Annotated in this window: 17 protein-coding genes; 8 read left to right on the top strand and 9 right to left on the bottom strand. The window is 62.2% G+C overall.

What is annotated here, in order from left to right:
* The first annotated feature begins 50 nt into the window (after positions 1–50).
* Genes ACN0X6_RS01480 through nadE form a run of 3 tightly spaced genes read left to right on the top strand, consistent with a single transcriptional unit; the run spans position 51 to position 2,729 of the window.
* A complete protein-coding gene (locus tag ACN0X6_RS01480) occupies positions 51–695 on the top strand; it encodes a nicotinamidase (protein ID WP_417701490.1) in 645 nt (214 codons plus the stop codon).
* Complete coding sequence (pncB, locus tag ACN0X6_RS01475; protein WP_160020547.1) at positions 692–1,891, top strand: nicotinate phosphoribosyltransferase; 1,200 nt, start codon at positions 692–694, stop codon at positions 1,889–1,891. Before ACN0X6_RS01480 ends, pncB begins: the two co-directional genes overlap by 4 nt.
* A 10-nt stretch (positions 1,892–1,901) precedes the next feature.
* Positions 1,902–2,729 (top strand): ammonia-dependent NAD(+) synthetase, encoded by an 828-nt coding sequence (gene nadE / locus ACN0X6_RS01470; protein WP_417701489.1) that lies wholly within the window; start codon positions 1,902–1,904, stop codon positions 2,727–2,729.
* Positions 2,730–2,961: 232 nt separating this feature from the next.
* On the opposite strand, the gene ACN0X6_RS01465 is transcribed toward nadE, so the two are convergent.
* The 7 genes from ACN0X6_RS01465 to ACN0X6_RS01435 all read right to left on the bottom strand — a co-directional run bounded on the left by ACN0X6_RS01465 (position 2,962) and on the right by ACN0X6_RS01435 (position 10,140).
* A complete protein-coding gene (locus tag ACN0X6_RS01465) occupies positions 2,962–3,888 on the bottom strand; it encodes a CobW family GTP-binding protein (RefSeq protein WP_417701487.1) in 927 nt (308 codons plus the stop codon).
* Entirely contained in the window at positions 3,885–5,633 is a 1,749-nt protein-coding gene (locus ACN0X6_RS01460; protein WP_417701485.1) for an amidohydrolase, read from the bottom strand. The genes ACN0X6_RS01465 and ACN0X6_RS01460 overlap by 4 nt, the downstream gene beginning before the upstream one ends.
* A 189-nt stretch (positions 5,634–5,822) precedes the next feature.
* On the bottom strand, positions 5,823–7,010 hold the full coding sequence (locus ACN0X6_RS01455) for a pyridoxal phosphate-dependent aminotransferase (RefSeq protein WP_417701483.1): 1,188 nt from the start codon (positions 7,008–7,010) through the stop codon (positions 5,823–5,825).
* Positions 7,011–7,053: 43 nt separating this feature from the next.
* A complete protein-coding gene (locus tag ACN0X6_RS01450) occupies positions 7,054–7,743 on the bottom strand; it encodes an ABC transporter permease (RefSeq protein ID WP_417701481.1) in 690 nt (229 codons plus the stop codon).
* 9 nt (positions 7,744–7,752) lie between these two features.
* Positions 7,753–8,466 (bottom strand): ABC transporter permease, encoded by a 714-nt coding sequence (locus ACN0X6_RS01445; protein ID WP_417701479.1) that lies wholly within the window; start codon positions 8,464–8,466, stop codon positions 7,753–7,755.
* A 55-nt stretch (positions 8,467–8,521) separates the two neighbouring features.
* Entirely contained in the window at positions 8,522–9,295 is a 774-nt protein-coding gene (locus ACN0X6_RS01440; protein ID WP_417701477.1) for a transporter substrate-binding domain-containing protein, read from the bottom strand.
* 50 nt (positions 9,296–9,345) lie between these two features.
* On the bottom strand, positions 9,346–10,140 hold the full coding sequence (locus ACN0X6_RS01435) for an ABC transporter ATP-binding protein (RefSeq protein WP_417701476.1): 795 nt from the start codon (positions 10,138–10,140) through the stop codon (positions 9,346–9,348).
* Positions 10,141–10,364: 224 nt separating this feature from the next.
* On the opposite strand from ACN0X6_RS01435, the gene ACN0X6_RS01430 reads away from it, so the two are divergent.
* Both ACN0X6_RS01430 and ACN0X6_RS01425 read left to right on the top strand, forming a co-directional pair.
* Positions 10,365–11,285, top strand: coding sequence for a LysR substrate-binding domain-containing protein (locus ACN0X6_RS01430; protein ID WP_417701474.1), 921 nt, complete (start codon positions 10,365–10,367; stop codon positions 11,283–11,285).
* 124 nt (positions 11,286–11,409) lie between these two features.
* Positions 11,410–13,026: a 5-guanidino-2-oxopentanoate decarboxylase gene (locus tag ACN0X6_RS01425; RefSeq protein WP_417701472.1), complete on the top strand. Its 1,617-nt coding sequence runs from the start codon at positions 11,410–11,412 to the stop codon at positions 13,024–13,026.
* A gap of 52 nt (positions 13,027–13,078) precedes the next feature.
* Here ACN0X6_RS01425 and dcd read toward each other — a convergent pair whose 3' ends face one another.
* Positions 13,079–13,645 carry a dCTP deaminase gene (gene dcd / locus ACN0X6_RS01420; RefSeq protein WP_004423764.1) on the bottom strand — a complete coding sequence of 189 codons (567 nt, stop codon included), beginning with the start codon at positions 13,643–13,645 and terminating at the stop codon, positions 13,079–13,081.
* 302 nt (positions 13,646–13,947) lie between these two features.
* Between dcd and ACN0X6_RS01415 the strand changes: the two genes are divergently transcribed.
* A complete protein-coding gene (locus ACN0X6_RS01415; RefSeq protein WP_004423761.1) occupies positions 13,948–14,157 on the top strand; it encodes a cold-shock protein in 210 nt (69 codons plus the stop codon).
* A 184-nt stretch (positions 14,158–14,341) separates the two neighbouring features.
* On the opposite strand, the gene apbC is transcribed toward ACN0X6_RS01415, so the two are convergent.
* Positions 14,342–15,430: an iron-sulfur cluster carrier protein ApbC gene (gene apbC, locus ACN0X6_RS01410; RefSeq protein ID WP_417701469.1), complete on the bottom strand. Its 1,089-nt coding sequence runs from the start codon at positions 15,428–15,430 to the stop codon at positions 14,342–14,344.
* Between the two features lie 162 nt (positions 15,431–15,592).
* Here apbC and metG point away from each other — a divergent pair, with 162 nt between their 5' ends.
* The gene (gene metG, locus ACN0X6_RS01405; RefSeq protein WP_417701467.1) at positions 15,593–17,629 is read left to right on the top strand and encodes a methionine--tRNA ligase; all 2,037 of its coding nucleotides are present in this window, start codon (positions 15,593–15,595) and stop codon (positions 17,627–17,629) included.
* A 21-nt stretch (positions 17,630–17,650) separates the two neighbouring features.
* A complete protein-coding gene (locus ACN0X6_RS01400) occupies positions 17,651–18,418 on the top strand; it encodes a DUF4349 domain-containing protein (protein ID WP_417701465.1) in 768 nt (255 codons plus the stop codon).
* The last annotated feature ends 102 nt before the right edge of the window (positions 18,419–18,520 follow it).

Raw genomic sequence — 18,520 nt, 5'->3', positions numbered from 1 at the left:
ATTTCATCAGATGAAATATGTAGTCACTCACCCACGAGAAGGAGGGCGCCATGAAGATCGCCAGCTTCGATGTCGATGCCCAGAAAGGCTTCACCCCGCTGTGCCCCAACGAGCTGCCAGTGCCCGAGGGCGACGCCATCGTCCCGGCACTGAATCAATTGGCCGCTCGCGCCCAGCTGCGCATCGGCAGCAAGGATGCCCACAGCCCGCAAGCCACCTGGGTGGTGGCAGAACATGCGCAGATGCTGCAGCCCCTGCCGTTGGCCAATGCCGACCTGACCTGGGTCAGCCACTGCGTGCCCGGCACGCCCGGCTTCGAATTGCTCGATGGCCTGCCAGCGCCGCTGGACTACGACTACTTCGTGTGGAAAGGCGTCGAGCCGGACCTGCACCCTTACGGCGCCTGCTATCACGACCTGGCCGAGAAGCGCAGCACGGGCGTGATCGAATTTCTCCGGCAAAATGACGTCGACCTTGTACTGCTAGGCGGCCTGGCCCTGGACTATTGCGTCAAGACCACCGCCCTGCAGCTGCGCCGCGCCGGCTTCGAGGTGATCGTGCATCTACCGGCCTGCCGCGCAATTGCCAGCGAAACAGCCGAAACCGCCTGCATCGCCATGCGCGAACAGGGCATTACCCTGGCCGCCAGCCTGGAACAGCTGGATGGCGCCCTAGCCAAGGAGAATCTGCGATGAGCGAGAGCATCTTCGCCGAGCGCACCGTGCAGAACCTGCTGGACACCGACTTCTACAAGCTCACCATGATGCAGGCGGTGCTGCACAACTACCCCAACGCCGAGGTGGAATGGGAGTTCCGCTGCCGCAGCAGCGAGGACCTGACGCCCTACCTGGCCGAGATCCGCTACCAGATCGAACGCTTGAGCGAGCTGAGCCTAAGCATCGATCAGCTCGCTTTTCTCGAAAGCATTCCCTTCATCAAGCCCGACTTCATCCGCTTTCTGAGTTTGTTCCGCTTCAACCTGCGCTACGTGCACACCAGCATCGAAGACGGCCAGTTGAACATCCGCCTGCGCGGCCCCTGGCTGCACATCATCCTCTTCGAGGTACCGTTGCTGGCCATCGTCAGCGAGGTGCGCAACCGCTATCGCTACCGCGAAGTGCTGCTGGAGCAGGCCGCCGAGCGCCTGTACGAGAAGCTCGACTGGCTCAAGGCCGAAGCCTCGCCGAGCGAGCTGGCCGGTTTCCAGCTGGCTGATTTCGGTACCCGCAGGCGCTTTTCCTACCGCGTGCAGGAGCAGGCGGTGCATATCCTCAAGCGCGATTTCCCCGGTCGCTTCGTCGGCACCAGCAATGTGCACCTGGCGCGCGAGTTCGACCTCAAGCCCATTGGCACCATGGCCCACGAGTGGCTGATGGCGCATCAGCAGCTCGGCCCACGGCTGATCGACAGCCAGATCGCCGCCCTCGACTGCTGGGTCCGCGAATACCGCGGCTTGCTCGGCATCGCCCTGACCGACTGCATCACCATGGATGCCTTCCTCGCCGATTTCGACCTGTACTTCGCCAAGCTCTTCGACGGCCTGCGCCACGACTCGGGCGACCCGCTGGTGTGGGCAGAAAAAGCCATCGCCCACTACGAGAAACTCGGTATCGACCCCAGGAGCAAGACCCTGGTGTTCTCCGACGGGCTTGACCTGCCCAAGTCGCTACAGCTCTACCGTGCACTTTCCGGGCGAATCCACGTAAGCTTCGGTATCGGCACCAACCTGACCTGCGACATCCCCGGCGTCACGCCCATGAACATCGTGATCAAGATGATCGCCTGCAACGGTCAGCCCGTGGCGAAAATCTCCGATACCCCCGGCAAGACTCAATGCCGCGACGAGAACTTCGTCCATTACCTGAAACACGTCTTTCGCGTTACCCAGTGAGGAGCCAGACATGAGCAACCGCCAAGCCGAAATCGCCGCCGCCCTCGATGTGGTGCCGCCGTTCGCCGACGTCGCCGCGCTGAGCGCGGAGATCGAGCGGCGCAAGACCTTCATCAAGAACAGCCTGAAGAATTCCGGCCTCAAGGTACTCGTCCTGGGTATCAGCGGCGGCGTCGACTCGCTGACTGCCGGGCGCCTGGCCCAGCTTTCGGTCGAGGAGCTGCGCGCCGAAACGGGAGACGCCGGCTACCGCTTCATCGCCGTGCGCCTGCCGCACAACGCCCAGCACGACGAACCTGACGCCCAGGATTCGCTGAAATTCATCTGCGCCGATGAACAAGACACTGTGAACATCGCCGGCAGCGTATCCGGCCTCGGCGAGCAGGTCAGCCATCTGCAGAAACTGACCGACGCCCGCCGCGATTTCGTCGTCGGCAATATCAAGGCACGCATCCGCATGGTCGCCCAGTTCGCCATCGCCAACGCCAACAATGGCCTGGTGATCGGTACCGATCACGCCGCCGAGGCGGTGATGGGTTTCTTCACCAAATTCGGCGACGGCGCCTGCGACCTCGCGCCGCTGTCCGGCCTGGTGAAGAAACAGGTGCGCGCCATCGCAGCGCACCTGGGCGCACCGCAGCACCTGGTGATGAAAACGCCGACTGCCGACCTGGAAGAACTGCGCCCAGGCAAACCGGACGAGGAGGCGCATGGCGTCACCTACGCCGAAATCGACGCCTTCCTGCATGGCGAGACAGTCAGCGACGAAGCCTACGCCACCATCGTTCGCACCTACGACAACACGCGCCACAAACGCGAATTGCCATTGGTGCCGTGACGGCGAACTGCGGGCGCCTGCCAGTTGAATCATCGCAGAGGGTCCGGTGCCGGGTTGCAGTCGCCGTCCGCAGTCCTTTCACCGGCACGCTCGCTGTTGAGGGCCTGCACGCACAATCATGGCTTGGGCCGCTCGGGGAGCTCCCCTGGCGGCACCGGGTTGAAAGCCCTGAATCGCGAAGCTGATCGCGCACCCATCACATCGTCGTTGCCCCTCGCATTCAGCCCCGGGATCAGGGCGCCTGCGTACCCTTGATCCCGGCTTCCAGCCTTTGCCGCAGATCACTACCGCGGCGAGCGATGAAAACCAGTTGCGCGGCATATTCGCTGGGTTGATTGGCGGCCGGGATGAACTGGCTGCGCTTGCCCACATGCTGCAACCAATAGGGCTGTTCACTTCCGTCCAGATGAACCAGGCCCTTGAGACGCAGCAGATCTGCAGGCAGGCGCGCCAACCAGGCGCGCAGGGCCGTTGGCTGCAGCGGTCGCACGCTGCTCCACACCCAGCTCTCGAACAGCTGGTCGTGCGCCTGAGGCAGAAGCTTGAACAGTACCTCGCTGGAACGCACCAGTGGCGCCAGCAGCAGCTCGGGCGGCAGCTCCGCCCGTACCGTCTCGAACACCGGCACACGGCTGCCAAGTCCGATACGAATGTTGTGCAGCTGTTCAGGCGTCACCAGATCGACCTTGTTCAGCAGCAGCCAATCGGCGCTGGCCACCTGGGCACGTGACAAGCGGGCCATTTCGACGTCGAGGTTGTGATGGCTGCTGGCATCCACCAGGGTGATGACCGCGTCCAGATGCAGACTGGTGCGCAACTGCGGGTAGGCGATGGTCTGCACGATGCGCTGCGGGTCAGAGACGCCGCTGCATTCGATGATGATCCGCTCCGGGGCCGGGCGCAGCCTGGACAGGCTGACGAGTTGCGCCAACAGGTCTTCCTGCACGGTGCAACAGATGCAACCGTTCTGCAAGCTGTACACCGCATCGGTGACTTCGGCAATGATCGCGGCATCGATGTTCAGCTCGCCGAAATCATTGACGATCACCGCCAGCCTGCCGCTGTCGACACGCTGCACCATCTGGCGCAGCAGGGTGGTCTTGCCGGCGCCAAGGAATCCAGCCACCACGGTCACCGGGATACTCGGTGCGCTGTTCATCGTTGCGCGCCCTCGACTACCGGCGGCTGACCTTGCCAGATCGCCTGCAACGGCGTGTCGCTGAAAACGCCCTGGCGGTCATAGACCAGCTGTCCTTCGACAAAGGTCAGTTGCACCTGGGTATGGTGGATATAGTTGCGCGCCCGCTGAGCGAACAGGTCGCGGTCAAGCACGATCAGGTCCGCCGACTTGCCGACCTCGAGGCTACCGGTCAGATGCTCGAGCCCCATGGCATGAGCGCCATTGAGTGTTGCCACTTGCAGTGCCTGCTCCAGACTGATCGGTTCGCCGAAGGTGTGCGGTTCCTGGTTCCATGGGTTCTGCCGGGTGACCATGGTTTCCAGTGCCAACCACGGATCGATGGATGCCACCGGCCAGTCGGTACCGAACACCGCGATACCGCCAGCGGCCAATACGCCCTCGAAATCATAAATGCGCTTGAGACGCTCCGGACCGTAACCGGATCGAGCGCCGCTGGCGAAGGGCGTTGGATACCAGGCGGCAGGCGAGAATTCGGCAATCACGTCCAGGCTCTGGAAACGCTTGAGGTTGCCAGGGTGCAGAAGCGTACTGTGGGCGCACTGATGGCGAATACCGCTGTTACCGTTACGCCGCCTGGCTTCAGCCACTGCGTCGAGGAACACGTCGGATGCACCGTCGCCAGTGCAGTGAGCGATCACCCGCAGGCCACGCCTGTCCATGTCCACGACCATATCGGTGATGTGTTCAGGGGTCAGATTGAGCTTGCCGCGCCAGCTCGACTCATCAGGCCAGGGCGTCAGCAAGTAGGAGGATCGGGGCTCTACCGTGCCGTCGAAGTGAAACTTGACCGCATTGGCGTTCAGCCGTGCGCTGCGATAAAAATGCCGCTCGCCGCTGAGCAACTCCCAGCGCCGACGCACCGGAAAAATATCGTCCTGCCAACTGATGGCGGCCTCCACACGCAGGGTCAGCTCACCGGCATCGTCCAGCTCCTTGAGGGCTTGCAGACGATTTTCGCAGACGTGTACGTACTTGCTTGCCGTCACCCCGCGCGATGTCTGGAAGTGCACGCCATCACGATAGGCCCGGCGCAGCACCGACACGGGGGTCGGTGGCATGGCCGCGTGAATCAGTGCATAGGCGCCGTCGATCAGCAGACCGTTGGGTTCGCCGCTCAGCTCATCACGTTCCAGATAACCGTTGCGCGGGTCGCGGGTATGGCGATCGATACCGGCCACCTCGAGCGCCTTGGAGTTGACCATCATGCTGCCCCACATACGATCCAGCAGGGCCACGGGACGGTCCGGCATGATGCTGTCGAGCCAGTCGCGGCCTGGCATCAGGCCGGCTTCGCGGAAGGTGTAGCGCACCCAGTACTGGCCGTAGATCCAGCCATCGCCGGGGTGACTGTCGGCATAGGCATGAATCGCTGCCGCCAGTTGCTCCGGGGTAGGGTCTTCAACGCCCACGTCCAGGTCGTCGGCATAGCGTGGGGCCAGCGCCAGGTCCGGGTGGGTGTGCATGTCATGCAGGCCGGGCATGCAGAAGGCGCCCTTCAGATCGTGCTGCCGGGTATGGGGGCCGATAAGCGAAACCAGATCATGCAGACTGCCGACCGCAATCAGCCTGCCCTGGCGGATAGCCACGGCATCCGCCCAGGGCTGGGCCGGATCGAGGGTGTACATCCGGCCGTTGTGCAGCACCAGCTCAGCGTATTGATCGACGGCGCTGTGGGTGGAGTTGAATTGATCGGCTGCAATCACGGATCACCTCTCAGGGCAGCGCCCTCAAGGGGGCAGAAAATAGACGACAAGCGCTAATGAACACAGTTGATTCCGGGTTTCTGCAACGGGTGACGGGTACGCAGACGAGGAGGCACGTAGCCCCTTCGGTCGCAGCAGCATGATCTGCGGGCAACAGGCGTCATGTCGTGGCAAGCGCGCGCCGACTCTTCAGTCAGCCGACTGGACTTCCAGGATTGCAACGAAGTCGGCAATACGCTGGCTGGCCTCGAGGAGCCTGTCGTCAGCGACGGTAAAGGAGATCCGTACAAACCCCTCGCCACTGGCGCCAAACGCCTGAGCATCCAGCACTGAGACGCCGGTGGCCTGGAACAGTCGCCAGGCGAAATCCATGCTCGAAAGCCCGGTGCGACGTACATCCACCAGCATGAACATCCCCGCCTCGGGTTCGCGGCAGTCCAGCAGACTGACTTTTTTTAAGCACCCCAGCACCAGATCACGCCGACGCCGATAGACCTCGCGAGCACTGCCGAGCACTTCCTCATCCAGCTCCAGCGCCTTGAGAGCGGCCTGCTGAATGAACCCGGGCAAGCCGTAAAGCATGCACAACAGCAAGTTGTCCAAATGCCTGACCAGAGGCGCCGGGGCGACTACCCAGCCCACACGCCAACCGGTCATCGCGTGACTTTTCGACAGGCTGTTGAGGATCACCGTGCGCTCGGCCATGCCAGGTAACGAGGCGATGCTCAGGTGCTCACGGTCATAGGTCAGTTGCCCATAGACCTCATCGGAGATCACCCACAGATCGTGCTTGCGGGCCACTGCGGCAACAGCCTCCAGCTCTTCGCGGCTGTAAACGTTGCCGGTGGGATTGCATGGTGTGGCCAGGGCGATACCACGGGTCTTGTCGCTGAGCGCCGCCTCCAGAGCCGCTGCGGTCAGGCGAAAACCGTCGGCCGCTGGCTGCTGAACACAGGCAATACTGGCGCCCGAGGCGTGGATGCAAGCTTCGTAAGTCAGGTACATCGGCTCGGGCACCAAGACTTCATCACCGCTGCTGAACAGGCACAGCGAGGTGGCGAACAAACCGTTCTGCGCTCCCGCCACCACGGCGACGTTCTCGACACCGACGTCGATCCCGAGCAGACGCTCTTGCTTGGCGGCGATGGCATCGCGCAACGCCGGACGACCGAGGACGTGGGTGTAATGGGTATCGCCTTGCTCGAGCGCGGCGCTGGCGGCTGCGCAGATGCGCGCGTCAGTGGCGAAATCCGGATCACCCACACTGAGGACGATCACGTCCTCGCCACGAGCACGGGCATCGATGGCTGCATAATGAATATCCCAGGCGCTGACGGATTCACCGCTGATGCGCTGAACGAAGGGCGAGTAACGCATGCTGTTCTCCTCGCGAGCATCACTGCCCGCGTGATCGATAAATTCAGACCTGGCGTTGGGAAACACGCCCCAGGCGTGCACACAGATGTTCGATGACAAAAGCCAGGACGATGTAGATCAGCGCCACCGCCAGCAGCGGCTCATAGACCTTCAGCGTCTGCGCACGCACCAGATTGGCAGCGCCCAGCAAGTCGGTGACTGCCACGGTGGACGCCAATGCAGTAGCCTTGAGCAGCAGCACGCATTCCCCCACCAGGGTCGGGCGCACCAGTTCCAGCGCTCTGGGTAGCCAGACCCTCTGCAGGGTCAGCCGGTAACCCATGCCATAAGCCCAGGCCGCTTCCAGTTCGCCCCGGGGCACCGCTCGCAGGCCGCCACGCAGCACTTCGCCAACATAGGCGCCGACACTCAGGGTCAGGGCCAATGCCACATACCAGAAGCCGTCGCGCAGGTAGGGCCAGAGAATGCTGCCGCGAATTGGCGGATAACCGGCGAACAGACTGCCAACCCCGTAGTAGAGGATGTAGATCTGCACCAGCAACGGCGTACCGCGAAATACGCTGATGAAGAACTGCATGGGCGCACTTATCAGTGGATTGCGCGACACCCGGCCCAGGCTCACCATCACCGCCAGGACAAAACCGCAAACGCCACTCAAGACCAGCAGCTTGAGGGTGATACCCAGGCCGCGCAGCAATTCTCCGGAAAAACCGTTGAGCCAGGAAAAGTCCATACGCGCCTCCTAATGTTGCGGCAACCACCGATTGATGCGTCGCTCGAGCACACGCAACAGGCTCCCGGACACCAGGGTGATGACGAAGTAGAAGGCTGCGACCGCCAGGTAGAACACCAGATAGTGCTTGGTAGAACCGGCAGCCTGCTTACCAACCGAAAGCAGCTCGCTGTAGCCGACGATGCTGATCAGCGCACTGTCCTTGACCAATACCAGCCACAAGTTCGACAGACCGGCCATGGCGTAAGGCAGCATGCCCGGCAGCAGAATGCGGCGCACCAGCAGCCAGCGCTCGATCCCGTAGGCTCGTGCAGCCTCGATCTGGCCGTAGGGAATGGCCTGAACCGCTCCCCGGATGATCTCTGCCGAATAGGCGCCCTGGACAATACCCAGCACCAGCACCGCTGCGATGAAACCATTGACCGTGACGCTCGAGTGCCCCATCGCGGCCATGGCCATGTTCAGCAGGTCAGTGCCTGCGTAGTACAGCAACAGGATCAGCAGCAGCTCCGGTATCGCGCGGTACAAGGTGGTGTAGACATTGGCCAGTTTCACCAGCCAGCGCGGCCCTTTGAGCTTGATCATCGCCACCGAAAAACCGATACACAGGCCAAGAACGAAGGCGCCAGCGGAAATCTGCAGGGAGGTCAGCGCGCCGTTGGCCAAAGCACCAAGCCAGCCGTCAGCAACGAACAACTGGGACAGTTCGGACAGAGTAATCATGACGTATCCAGTCAACGCCAGCGCCCCACCGCAGCGGGCCGACCGGGCGCTCCAGCTAGTGGGCGGAAATATCGATGCTGAAGTAGCGACTGCGGATCCTGTCATAGGTACCGTCAGTCTTGAGCGAAGCCAGGGCGGTGTTGATTCGCTGCTGCAGGGCACTCTCGCCCTTGCGCATGGCCACGCCAATGCCGGACCCGAACAAGGGATCGCTGGGCGCCAGGCCCTTGTCCGCCAGGCCGGCACCGGCTGCACTCTTGAGGATCGGTTCGACAGTCAGGGCATCTGCCAGCATCACGTCGATCCGCCCGCTTTGCAGGTCGGCAATCATGTCGTCCTGGGTGCTGTAGTAGCGCAAGGTCGATGTCTTGCCATAGTAGGTCTTGGCGAACGTGGCGTTGGAGGTCGAACCCTGCACGCCTATCAACTTGCCTTCGAGACCTTCGGGCGTGGTCAATAACTCCCGACTGCGGTCGGCGACCCACATGGCCGGGGTCTGATAGTAGGGCTCGGAGAAATCGATGACCTTCTGTCGCTCTTCGGTGATGCTCAGGGAGTTGAGGATGGCGTCGATCTGGTTCGATTGCAGAGCCGGGATCAAACCGTCCCACGCCACCTCCTTGAGTGGGCACTGAGCCTGCATGCGTTCGCACAGAGCCTCGATCAGCTCGGGTTCAAAGCCACTCCAGTCACCGTTACCGCTTTTCATCGAGAACGGCGGGTAGGGTTCCAGCGCGATACCGAAGACTATCTGATCGGCGGCTACGACCTGACCGGTCAGCGAACCGAGCAGAGCCCCAACGAGAAGACTCCTGAGCATGTTTTTCATGGCTTTACCCTTCTATCAATGTTGTTGTTTTCAAGGATTGAAGCGCAACGTCAGGTACGATTTTCCTGAGTCATGACGAACTGCCGACAGCGCTCGCTGACGGGATTGAGAAACAGCTGCTGTGGCGGCCCCTCTTCTTCCACCAGCCCCTGGTGGAGGAACATCACCTTGCTCGACACATCGCGGGCGAAGGCCATTTCGTGGGTCACCAGAATCATCGTGCGCCCCTCCTCGGCAATGCCTTGGATCACCTTGAGCACATCGCCCACCAACTCCGGATCCAGTGCAGACGTGGGTTCGTCCATCAGCAACACCTGAGGCCGCATGGCCAGCGCGCGTGCAATGGCTACCCGTTGCTGCTGACCGCCAGAGAGAAAAGAGGGAAAGGTGTCGCGCTTGCTGGCCAGGCCAACTTTTTCCAGCAGGAACTGCGCATGAGCAATGGCGTCCTTGCGATCCTCGCCGAGGACATGCACCGGCGCTTCCATGACGTTCTCCAGCACAGTGCGATGAGGCCACAGGTTGAAGCTCTGGAACACCATGCTCAGCTGTGTACGCAGGCGCGTTACCTGAGCCGGGTCGGCGACTTGAGGGTTGCCGGCGCGGTCCGTCCTGATACGCACTTCTTCGCCATTGATACGCAAGCTGCCGCTGTTGGGGACCTCCAGCAGGTTGATACAGCGCAGTAGCGTGCTTTTACCCGAACCGCTGGAGCCGATCAGCGACACCACCTCGCCCTCATTGGCACGCAGGGAGATGCCCTTGAGTACAGCGTGATCGCCGTAGCTCTTGTGCAGATCATCGATCGCCACCACGGGATTGATGGAGTTGGGCTGCGATTGCAAGGGTCGACCCTCTTGTTATTGTCTGGTGGCCGGGCAGCACCTGGCACGGGTTGAGCTGGAGAATTAGCCACTGAGGTGGTGGGGTCAATCGAGCTTTTTTGCCTGGATAGGGTATTTTTTTTCAGCAATCGGAGAATTTTGCAGCCACAGGCAAGGCTATTGCCTGGGTCCTTTCACGACTAAGGTGCTGCTATTCGTTTCCTTGCAGTCGAGGCAGAGTCGGTATGCGTTATCCCTCCATGACCGCGCTGCGCGCACTGGACGCAGTCGCTCGCCTGGGCAGTGTCGCCGAAGCCGCCAGTGAGCTGAACCTGACCCCGAGCGCGATCAGCCACCAGATCAAGAGTCTGGAGCAGACCCTCGGCTTTGCCCTGACCGAACGCCATGGTCGCAACATTCGCATCACCTATCAGGGCGAGCGCTATGCCCGTGACATCCACCTGCTGCTGGCCAGCATCCTCGAAGCCGGACAGCGTTCCGACGGCCAGCACATCAGTGGCCGGTTGCGCATCAGCAGCCCGCCGGGGTTTGCTACCTATTGGCTGTGCGCCCATGTCGCCGAGTTTCAGACACTCTATCCCCAGGTTGAGCTGCAACTGGTATCACCACGTACACCCAGGGATACCAGTGAAAGCAGTGTCGATCTGTTCATTGCCTATGGCATGGGCGACTGGCCCAACCAGCATGTCCAGAAGATCGTGTCACTGCGCTATTTCCCGGTGTGCAGCCCAAGCCTGGTAAATGCCATGGGCGGTTTGAACAGCCTGGACAGCCTCCGGCATGCGTTACTGCTGCACATGATCGATTACTCCGACTGGCGAGTCTGGCTGGCAGAGGCCGGGGCGCCGAACATCGAGGCTGAGCGAGGCATCATCTTTGCTGATGCCCATTTCGTGCAATCGGCCTGTATTGCCGGCCAAGGCATTGCCATGGGCGACAACCTGCTCAGCGGTGAAGCCCTGGCTCAAGGCCGGCTGGTAAAACCCTTCAGCACCGAGATCGAGTCCAGCCGCGGCTATTACCTGGTGGCCGACATGCTCAAGGCCGAGCGACCGGTCGTGCTGGTTTTCAGCGAATGGATCAAGTCCCAACTGCAAGGCATCACCCGCCTGGTGCCCGACCCTGGTCACACTGACAACGCATGAATTTTATTGAGCAATCGCGACGATTTATTTCGATTGTTGCCGCTTGAGTGCAGCGTCTAACGTCCTCGGACGTCAGCCGGGCACAAGGTGTCGCAGGCATGCAGACACCCAAGAGGAGTGGTCGATGAACACCTGTGCGCAGTCATTGGTTCGTTTGCTGGAAGGTTACGGCGTGGACACCGTGTTCGGGATTCCCGGCGTGCACACCGTCGAGCTCTATCGTGGCCTGCACGGCAGCCGTCTGCGTCACGTCAGCCCACGCCATGAACAGGGTGCCGGATTCATGGCCGACGGCTACGCGCGGGCCAGCGGCAAGCCAGGCGTCTGCTTCATCATCACCGGGCCCGGCATGACCAACATCCTCACCGCGATGGGCCAGGCCTACGCCGACTCGGTACCGATGCTGGTGATCTCCACGGTCAACCGTCGCGAGCACCTGCGCCTGGGCCACGGCCACCTGCATGAGCTACCTGACCAACGAGCCATGGTGGCCGGCGTATGCGCCTTCAGTCACACCCTGCAATCGCCCTCTGAGCTGCCGGAACTCCTGGCCAGGGCCTTTGCCGTATTCAAGTGCGCGCGGCCTCGGCCGGTGCACATCGAAATTCCCCTGGATGTGCTGGAACTGCCCGCCGACCAGCTCAACCTGATGCCCCGCAGCCTGCCCGAGGCACCTGCTCCAGCAAAAGCCTCCATCCAGACGGCGGCATGCTTGCTCAATGCCGCTCACCGCCCACTCATCCTCGCGGGCGGCGGCGCCCGCCATTGCGCCGAGGTACTGCGTCAACTGGCCGAACGCCTGCAAGCACCGGTGGCGCTGACCACCAACGCACGCGGCCTGCTGCCCGGCTCACACCCGCTGCTGCTCGACGGCGTACAGTCATCGCCCCACGGCCGGGCGCTGATCGACGAGGCCGACGTGGTGCTCGCCGTAGGCACCGAGCTGGGAGAAACCGACTACGACTTCTTCGGCCTGGGCGCACTGTGTTTCAGGGGTTCACTGATCCGCCTGGACATCGACCCCATGCAGGTCATGGGGGTGCAGCGGGCCCATGTTGGCCTGGTGGGCGATGCCCTGCAAGGCTTGCAGGCCTTGCTGGAAGCCCTGCAGCCCTGCGCTCGCGGCCGCTGGGCGGAGGACGGCGTAAAGCGGGTGAATCAGGCAGAACGCGACGGCTGGACGCCCAGGCAACAGGGCCTGCAAAACCTGCTCGACGGGCTGCGCGACACCCTGGGCAGCCCGATCATCGTGGGGGACTCGACGCAACCGGTGTACCAGGGGGCCTGCGGCTACAGGGCTCCGGCTCCCGCAAGCTGGTTCAACGCAGGCAGCGGTTACGGTACCTTGGGTTACGGTCTGCCGGCTGCCATAGGCGCCAAACTGGCCCGACCAGAGTGTCCGGTGATAGCGCTCGTGGGGGATGGCGGCCTGCAGTTCGCCAGCAGCGAGCTGATCGCCGCCCACGAGGCGCAGATCGGCATCATCCTGCTGCTCTGGAACAATCAGGGCTACGGAGAAATTCGCGACTACATGCAGCATCGGGATATCGAACCACTGGGCGTCGACATCCTGACACCGGACTTTCAGGCCATGGCCCGTGGCTTCCACGCGTCTTATCACCGTGTCGATACGCCCGCTCGGTTACAGACCCTGCTGCTGCAGCTCAAAGACACTCGACAGCCGGTAATGATCGAAGTGGACGCCGAAAACTACCTGCGCCAGGCCTGCTCGATGGATTAGCGCCTGCGGCACCCTTGATCATGTTGGCGCACGCCCCTGCCAGAACCGGTGATCAGGCCTTGGGCAGGGTTACCCCGGTCTGGCCCTGGTACTTGCCGCCGCGATCGCGGTAGGACACCTCACAGGCCTCGTCGGACTGCAGGAACAGCATCTGCGCCACCCCTTCGTTGGCGTAGATCTTCGCCGGCAGGTTGGTGGTGTTGGAAAACTCCAGGGTCACGTGACCTTCCCACTCAGGCTCCAGCGGCGTGACGTTGACGATGATGCCGCAACGCGCGTAGGTGCTCTTGCCCAGGCAGATGGTCAGTACGTCGCGCGGGATGCGGAAGTACTCGACGGTACGCGCCAGGGCGAAGGAGTTCGGCGGAATGATGCAGACGTCGCTCTTGATGTCGACGAAGCTCTTCTCGTCGAAATTCTTCGGGTCGACGATGGCCGAGTGGATATTGGTGAACACCTTGAATTCATCAGCGCAACGCACGTCGTAGCCATAGCTGGAAACGCCGTAGGAGATGACGCGACTGTCGTCGGCACCGCGTACCTGGCGCTCGACGTAAGGCTCGATCATCCCGTGTTCCTGGGCCATGCGGCGAATCCACTTGTCCGATTTGATGCTCATGGCGGGGGAGTCCTGAGTTGAGTTATTGCGAAAAAAGTGAGCGCATCTTACCGATGCAGGCGACACGCTTCAAAGACTGCCGCTCCCGGCGCTGAAGATTATTTGCAAAAAAGCTGCATCGAGCATTCGCACTTGGCGATAAAAACACGTATGGTGTCCCCACTGTGCTGCATGTGTCACCGCGAATCGCTACTTGATGCCTAGATCTCGATCCAAACATCGTCCGACTCCTAGTACTCGTTGCACTCAGTCCCGGCCTGGGCTTTTCCAGGGCTGCTATTACTTTTGTTAGGAGACATCACATGTCCAATCGTCAGACTGGCACCGTCAAGTGGTTCAACGATGAGAAAGGCTACGGCTTCATCACCCCGCAATCCGGTGACGACCTCTTCGTACACTTCAAAGCCATTCAGAGCGATGGCTTCAAGAGCCTGAAAGAAGGCCAGCAAGTGACTTTCGTGGCCACCCGTGGTCAGAAAGGCATGCAAGCTGAGGAAGTTCAGGTTGTCTAACCTGCACTGTCCTGCTTGATAAAGAGCCCCGCCAAGTGCGGGGCTTTTTTATGGCGATTTGCACGCCCTGTAGGAGCGGATTTATCCGCGAAATTCGCGGCTGAAGCCGCTCCTACGAAAGCGGAATCGGAGTGGGCTTCGCCAAGCCGAGACTGAGTCGCCTGTATGGCCCTCTCCCGCCCTCTTAGTCCTCACTGATCTCGATACTGGGCATCGCCGGCTTGCCCGCCAGGGCGATACGCGCGCCAACCTTGCGCGCCAGGTCCTGGTAGATCATGGCGATCTGGCTTTGCGGATCGGCCACCGTGGTCGGTTTGCCATCATCGGCCTGCATGCGAATGGCCATCGACAGCGGCAGCGAGGCCAGCAGCTCCACGCCATACTGCGCGGCCAACTTCTCACCACCGCCCTCGCCGAACAGATGCTCGGCATGGCCGCAGTTGGAGCAGATGTGCACGGCCATGTTCTCCACCACGCCGAGCACCGGGATGTGCACCTTGCGGAACATCTCCACGCCTTTCCTGGCATCGAGCAGGGCCAGGTCCTGCGGCGTGGTGACGATCACGCTGCCGGCCACCGGCACCTTCTGCGCCAGGGTCAGCTGGATGTCGCCAGTGCCCGGCGGCATGTCCACCACCAGGTAATCGAGATCGTTCCAGGCAGTCTGGGTAATCAATTGCAGCAAGGCGCCGCTGACCATCGGCCCACGCCACACCATCGGCGTGTTGTCGTCGGTGAGAAAGGCCATGGACATCACCTGCACGCCATGCGCCTCGAGCGGCACGAACCATTTCTGATCCTTGACCTGCGGCCGCGTACCTTCGGCGATGCCGAACATGATGCCCTGGCTGGGGCCGTAGATATCGGCATCGAGAATGCCCACCCGCGCGCCTTCACGCGCCAGGGCCAAGGCCAGGTTGGCTGCGGTTGTGGATTTGCCTACACCACCCTTGCCCGAGGCCACGGCGATCACGTTCTTGACCCCGGCCAGTGCCGGCACCTGGGCCTGGCCCTGATGCGAGTCAATCACGCAATCGACCTTTACCTGCGCACTGTCGATGCCATCGAGGTTCTCCAGCACCATCTGCAGCATCTGCGCCCAACCGTTCTTGAACAGGCCGGCGGCATAACCGAGCTGCAAACGCACGGAAACACGCGCGCCCTGAATGTCGACTTCACGCAGGCAACCGGCACTGACCGGGTCCTGATCGAGATGAGGATCGGTGAACTGACGCAGACAGGCTTCGACCGCTTCGCGGGTGACGGCACTCATGCATGGACTCCAGAAGGCAGCGCAATAACAGGCCGGCATCATAGCAGCAGCACCGAGCCATGCGCGGTACATCGACCACGCTCGCCTGCTGCAGGTGGCTTGCAGCCTGCCGCTGCTTTATAGTTGCCGACTTCCCTCGTTTCCCCCGTGCAGCCGATCACCATGACCGAAGCCCGCAAGATTCTCGTTACCAGCGCCCTCCCCTATGCCAACGGTTCGATCCACCTCGGCCACATGCTCGAGTACGTGCAGACCGACATGTGGGTGCGCTACCAGAAGCTGCGTGGCAACCAGGCCATCTACGTCTGTGCCGACGATGCGCACGGCTCGGCGATCATGCTGCGTGCCGAGAAGGAAGGCATCACGCCTGAGCAGCTCATCGCTAACGTGCAGGCCGAGCACACCGCCGACTTCGCCGACTTCGGCGTGGACTTCGACAACTACCACTCCACCCACTCGGAGGAGAACCGCGAGCTGTCGGCGTCCATCTACCTGGCACTTCGCGACGCCGGCCATATCGCCACCCGCGCGGTGACCCAGTATTTCGACCCCGAGAAAGGCATGTTCCTCGCCGACCGCTTCATCAAGGGCACCTGCCCGAAGTGCGCCGCTGAGGATCAGTACGGCGACAACTGCGAGAAATGCGGCGCTACCTATGCACCGACCGAGCTGAAGAACCCGCGCTCGGCCATTTCCGGTGCGGTGCCGGTGCTCAAGGAGTCGCAACATTTCTTCTTCAAGCTGCCCGACTTCGAAGCCATGCTCAAGCAGTGGACGCGCAGCGGCACCCTGCAGGACGCGGTGGCCAACAAGCTCGCCGAGTGGCTGGACAGCGGCCTGCAGGAATGGGACATCAGCCGCGATGCGCCCTACTTCGGCTTCGAGATTCCGGACGAGCCGGGCAAGTACTTCTACGTCTGGCTGGATGCGCCGATCGGCTACATGGCCAGCTTCAAGAACCTCTGCTCACGCCGCCCGGAGCTGGATTTCGATGCTTTCTGGGGCAAGGATTCCACCGCCGAGCTGTACCACTTCATCGGCAAGGACATCGTCAACTTCCACGCCCTGTTCTGGCCCGCGATGCTCGAAGGCGCCGGCTACCGCAAGCCGACCGCAGTCAACGTGCACGGTTACCTGACGGTGAACGGGCAGAAGATGTCCAAATCGCGCGGCACCTTCATCAAGGCGCGCACCTACCTCGATCACCTGAACCCGGAGTACCTGCGCTACTACTACGCCGCCAAGCTGGGCCGTGGCGTGGATGATCTGGACCTGAACCTCGAGGACTTCGTGCAGAAGGTCAACTCGGACCTGGTTGGCAAGGTGGTCAATATCGCCAGCCGCTGCGCCGGCTTCATCCACAAGGGCAATGGCGGCCTGCTGGTCGCCGCCAACCCGGAGCCCGAACTGTGGGAAGCCTTCCAGGCCGCCGCGCCGAGCATCGCCGACGCTTACGAGGCGCGTGATTTCTCCCGCGCCATGCGCGAGATCATGGCGCTGGCCGACCGCGCCAACGCCTGGATCGCCGATAAGGCGCCCTGGGCGCTGAACAAGGTCGAGGGCAAGCAGGCCGAGGTGCAGGAAATCTGCGCGCTGGGCATCAACCTGTTCCGCCAGTTGGTGATCATGCTCAAGCCGGTGCTGCCGAAGCTGGCCGCAGAAGCAGAAGCCTTCCTCAACGTGAAACCGCAAACCTGGTCCGACCTGGCGCTGCCGCTGGCCAATCACCAGTTGAACCCGTTCAACCCACTGCTGACCCGCATTGAGCCAGCAAGGATCGAAGCCATGATCGAAGCCTCCAAGGAAGACCTGGCCGCCGAAGCGCCCAAGCCACAGGGTAATGGCGAACTTGCCAAGGACCCGCTGGCTGCCGAGATCAATTTCGACGCCTTCGCTGCCGTCGACCTGCGTATCGCCCTGATCGAGAAGTGCGAGTTCGTCGAAGGCGCCGACAAGCTGCTGCGCCTGTCGCTGGATATTGGCGACGAGAAGCGCAACGTATTCTCCGGCATCAAGTCCGCTTACCCCGACCCGAGCAAGCTGGAAGGCCGCCTGACCCTGTACGTCGCCAACCTGGCGCCGCGCAAGATGAAGTTCGGCATCAGCGAAGGCATGGTCCTGGCCGCCGGCCCCGGTGGCGAGGACATCTACCTGCTCAGCCCGGACAGCGGCGCCAAGCCGGGTCAGCGCGTCAAATAAGCCAAGCGCCAGGAGGCAAGGATGAAACCATGGATGGCAGTGGCGCTGCTGGCTGTGCTGGCCGGCTGCTCGGAGCAATCGGGCGCCCCGCTCGGCGGCGCCCTGCAAGGTGAACGCAACAAGGCCGGCAACTACCTGGCCTACGAACACTATGCAGGTATCGAACTGGCAGCCGAGCAGATCGGCGAGCGTATCGCGGCCACGCGCGAAGCCTGCCTGGCCGAGCGCTTCGGCACCTGCAGCCTGATTGCCGCCCAGCACAGCAGCGGCCGAGCACCTCACGGCGAACTGACCCTGCGCATCGTGCCGGACGGCGTCGAGGCCATCACCGCCTTGGCCAGCGAGGGCGGCGAGCTGACCCATCGCACCACCCGCGCCGAAGACCTGGCCCAGGCCGTGAACGACAACCGGCGCCAGCACGAGCAACTGCTGCGCCAGCAACAGACCCTGCAACAGTTCGAAAAGCGCGATGACCTGGCCGTGGCCGACCTGCTGGCTCTGGCCCGTGAGCAGGCCGCCCTGGAAGTGCAACTGCAGGCACTGGCGCAAGAGGCTGCCCAACAGCAGCGGCGTCTGGATACCAACCTGCTGACCCTGAATTTCAGCAGCCCCTACGAAAGCTCACCCCTGGGCCGCATCGGCGACGCCTTCTCGCGCCTGACGGACAACCTCGCCGAAGGCACCGCCAACCTGATCGAGTTCATCGGCTACAGCCTGCCCTTCCTCATCGTGCTGTTCCCCGTGGCACTGGGTTTGCGCAAACTTTGGAAACGCCTCGCCAGCCGCTGAAAAGATCCATACTGCTTGCGACGCGAGGTCGCCAAGGGCAGGCAATTCGCCGCATCCGGCTTGTATGCCCGGGGCGGCTTCCCGATAATAGGCGCCCTTTTC

This window comes from Pseudomonas sp., from assembly GCF_048269965.1.
Lineage (GTDB): Bacteria > Pseudomonadota > Gammaproteobacteria > Pseudomonadales > Pseudomonadaceae > Aquipseudomonas.
Note: the sequence above shows the minus strand (reverse complement) of the source record. Positions and strands in the feature narration are given on the sequence as shown.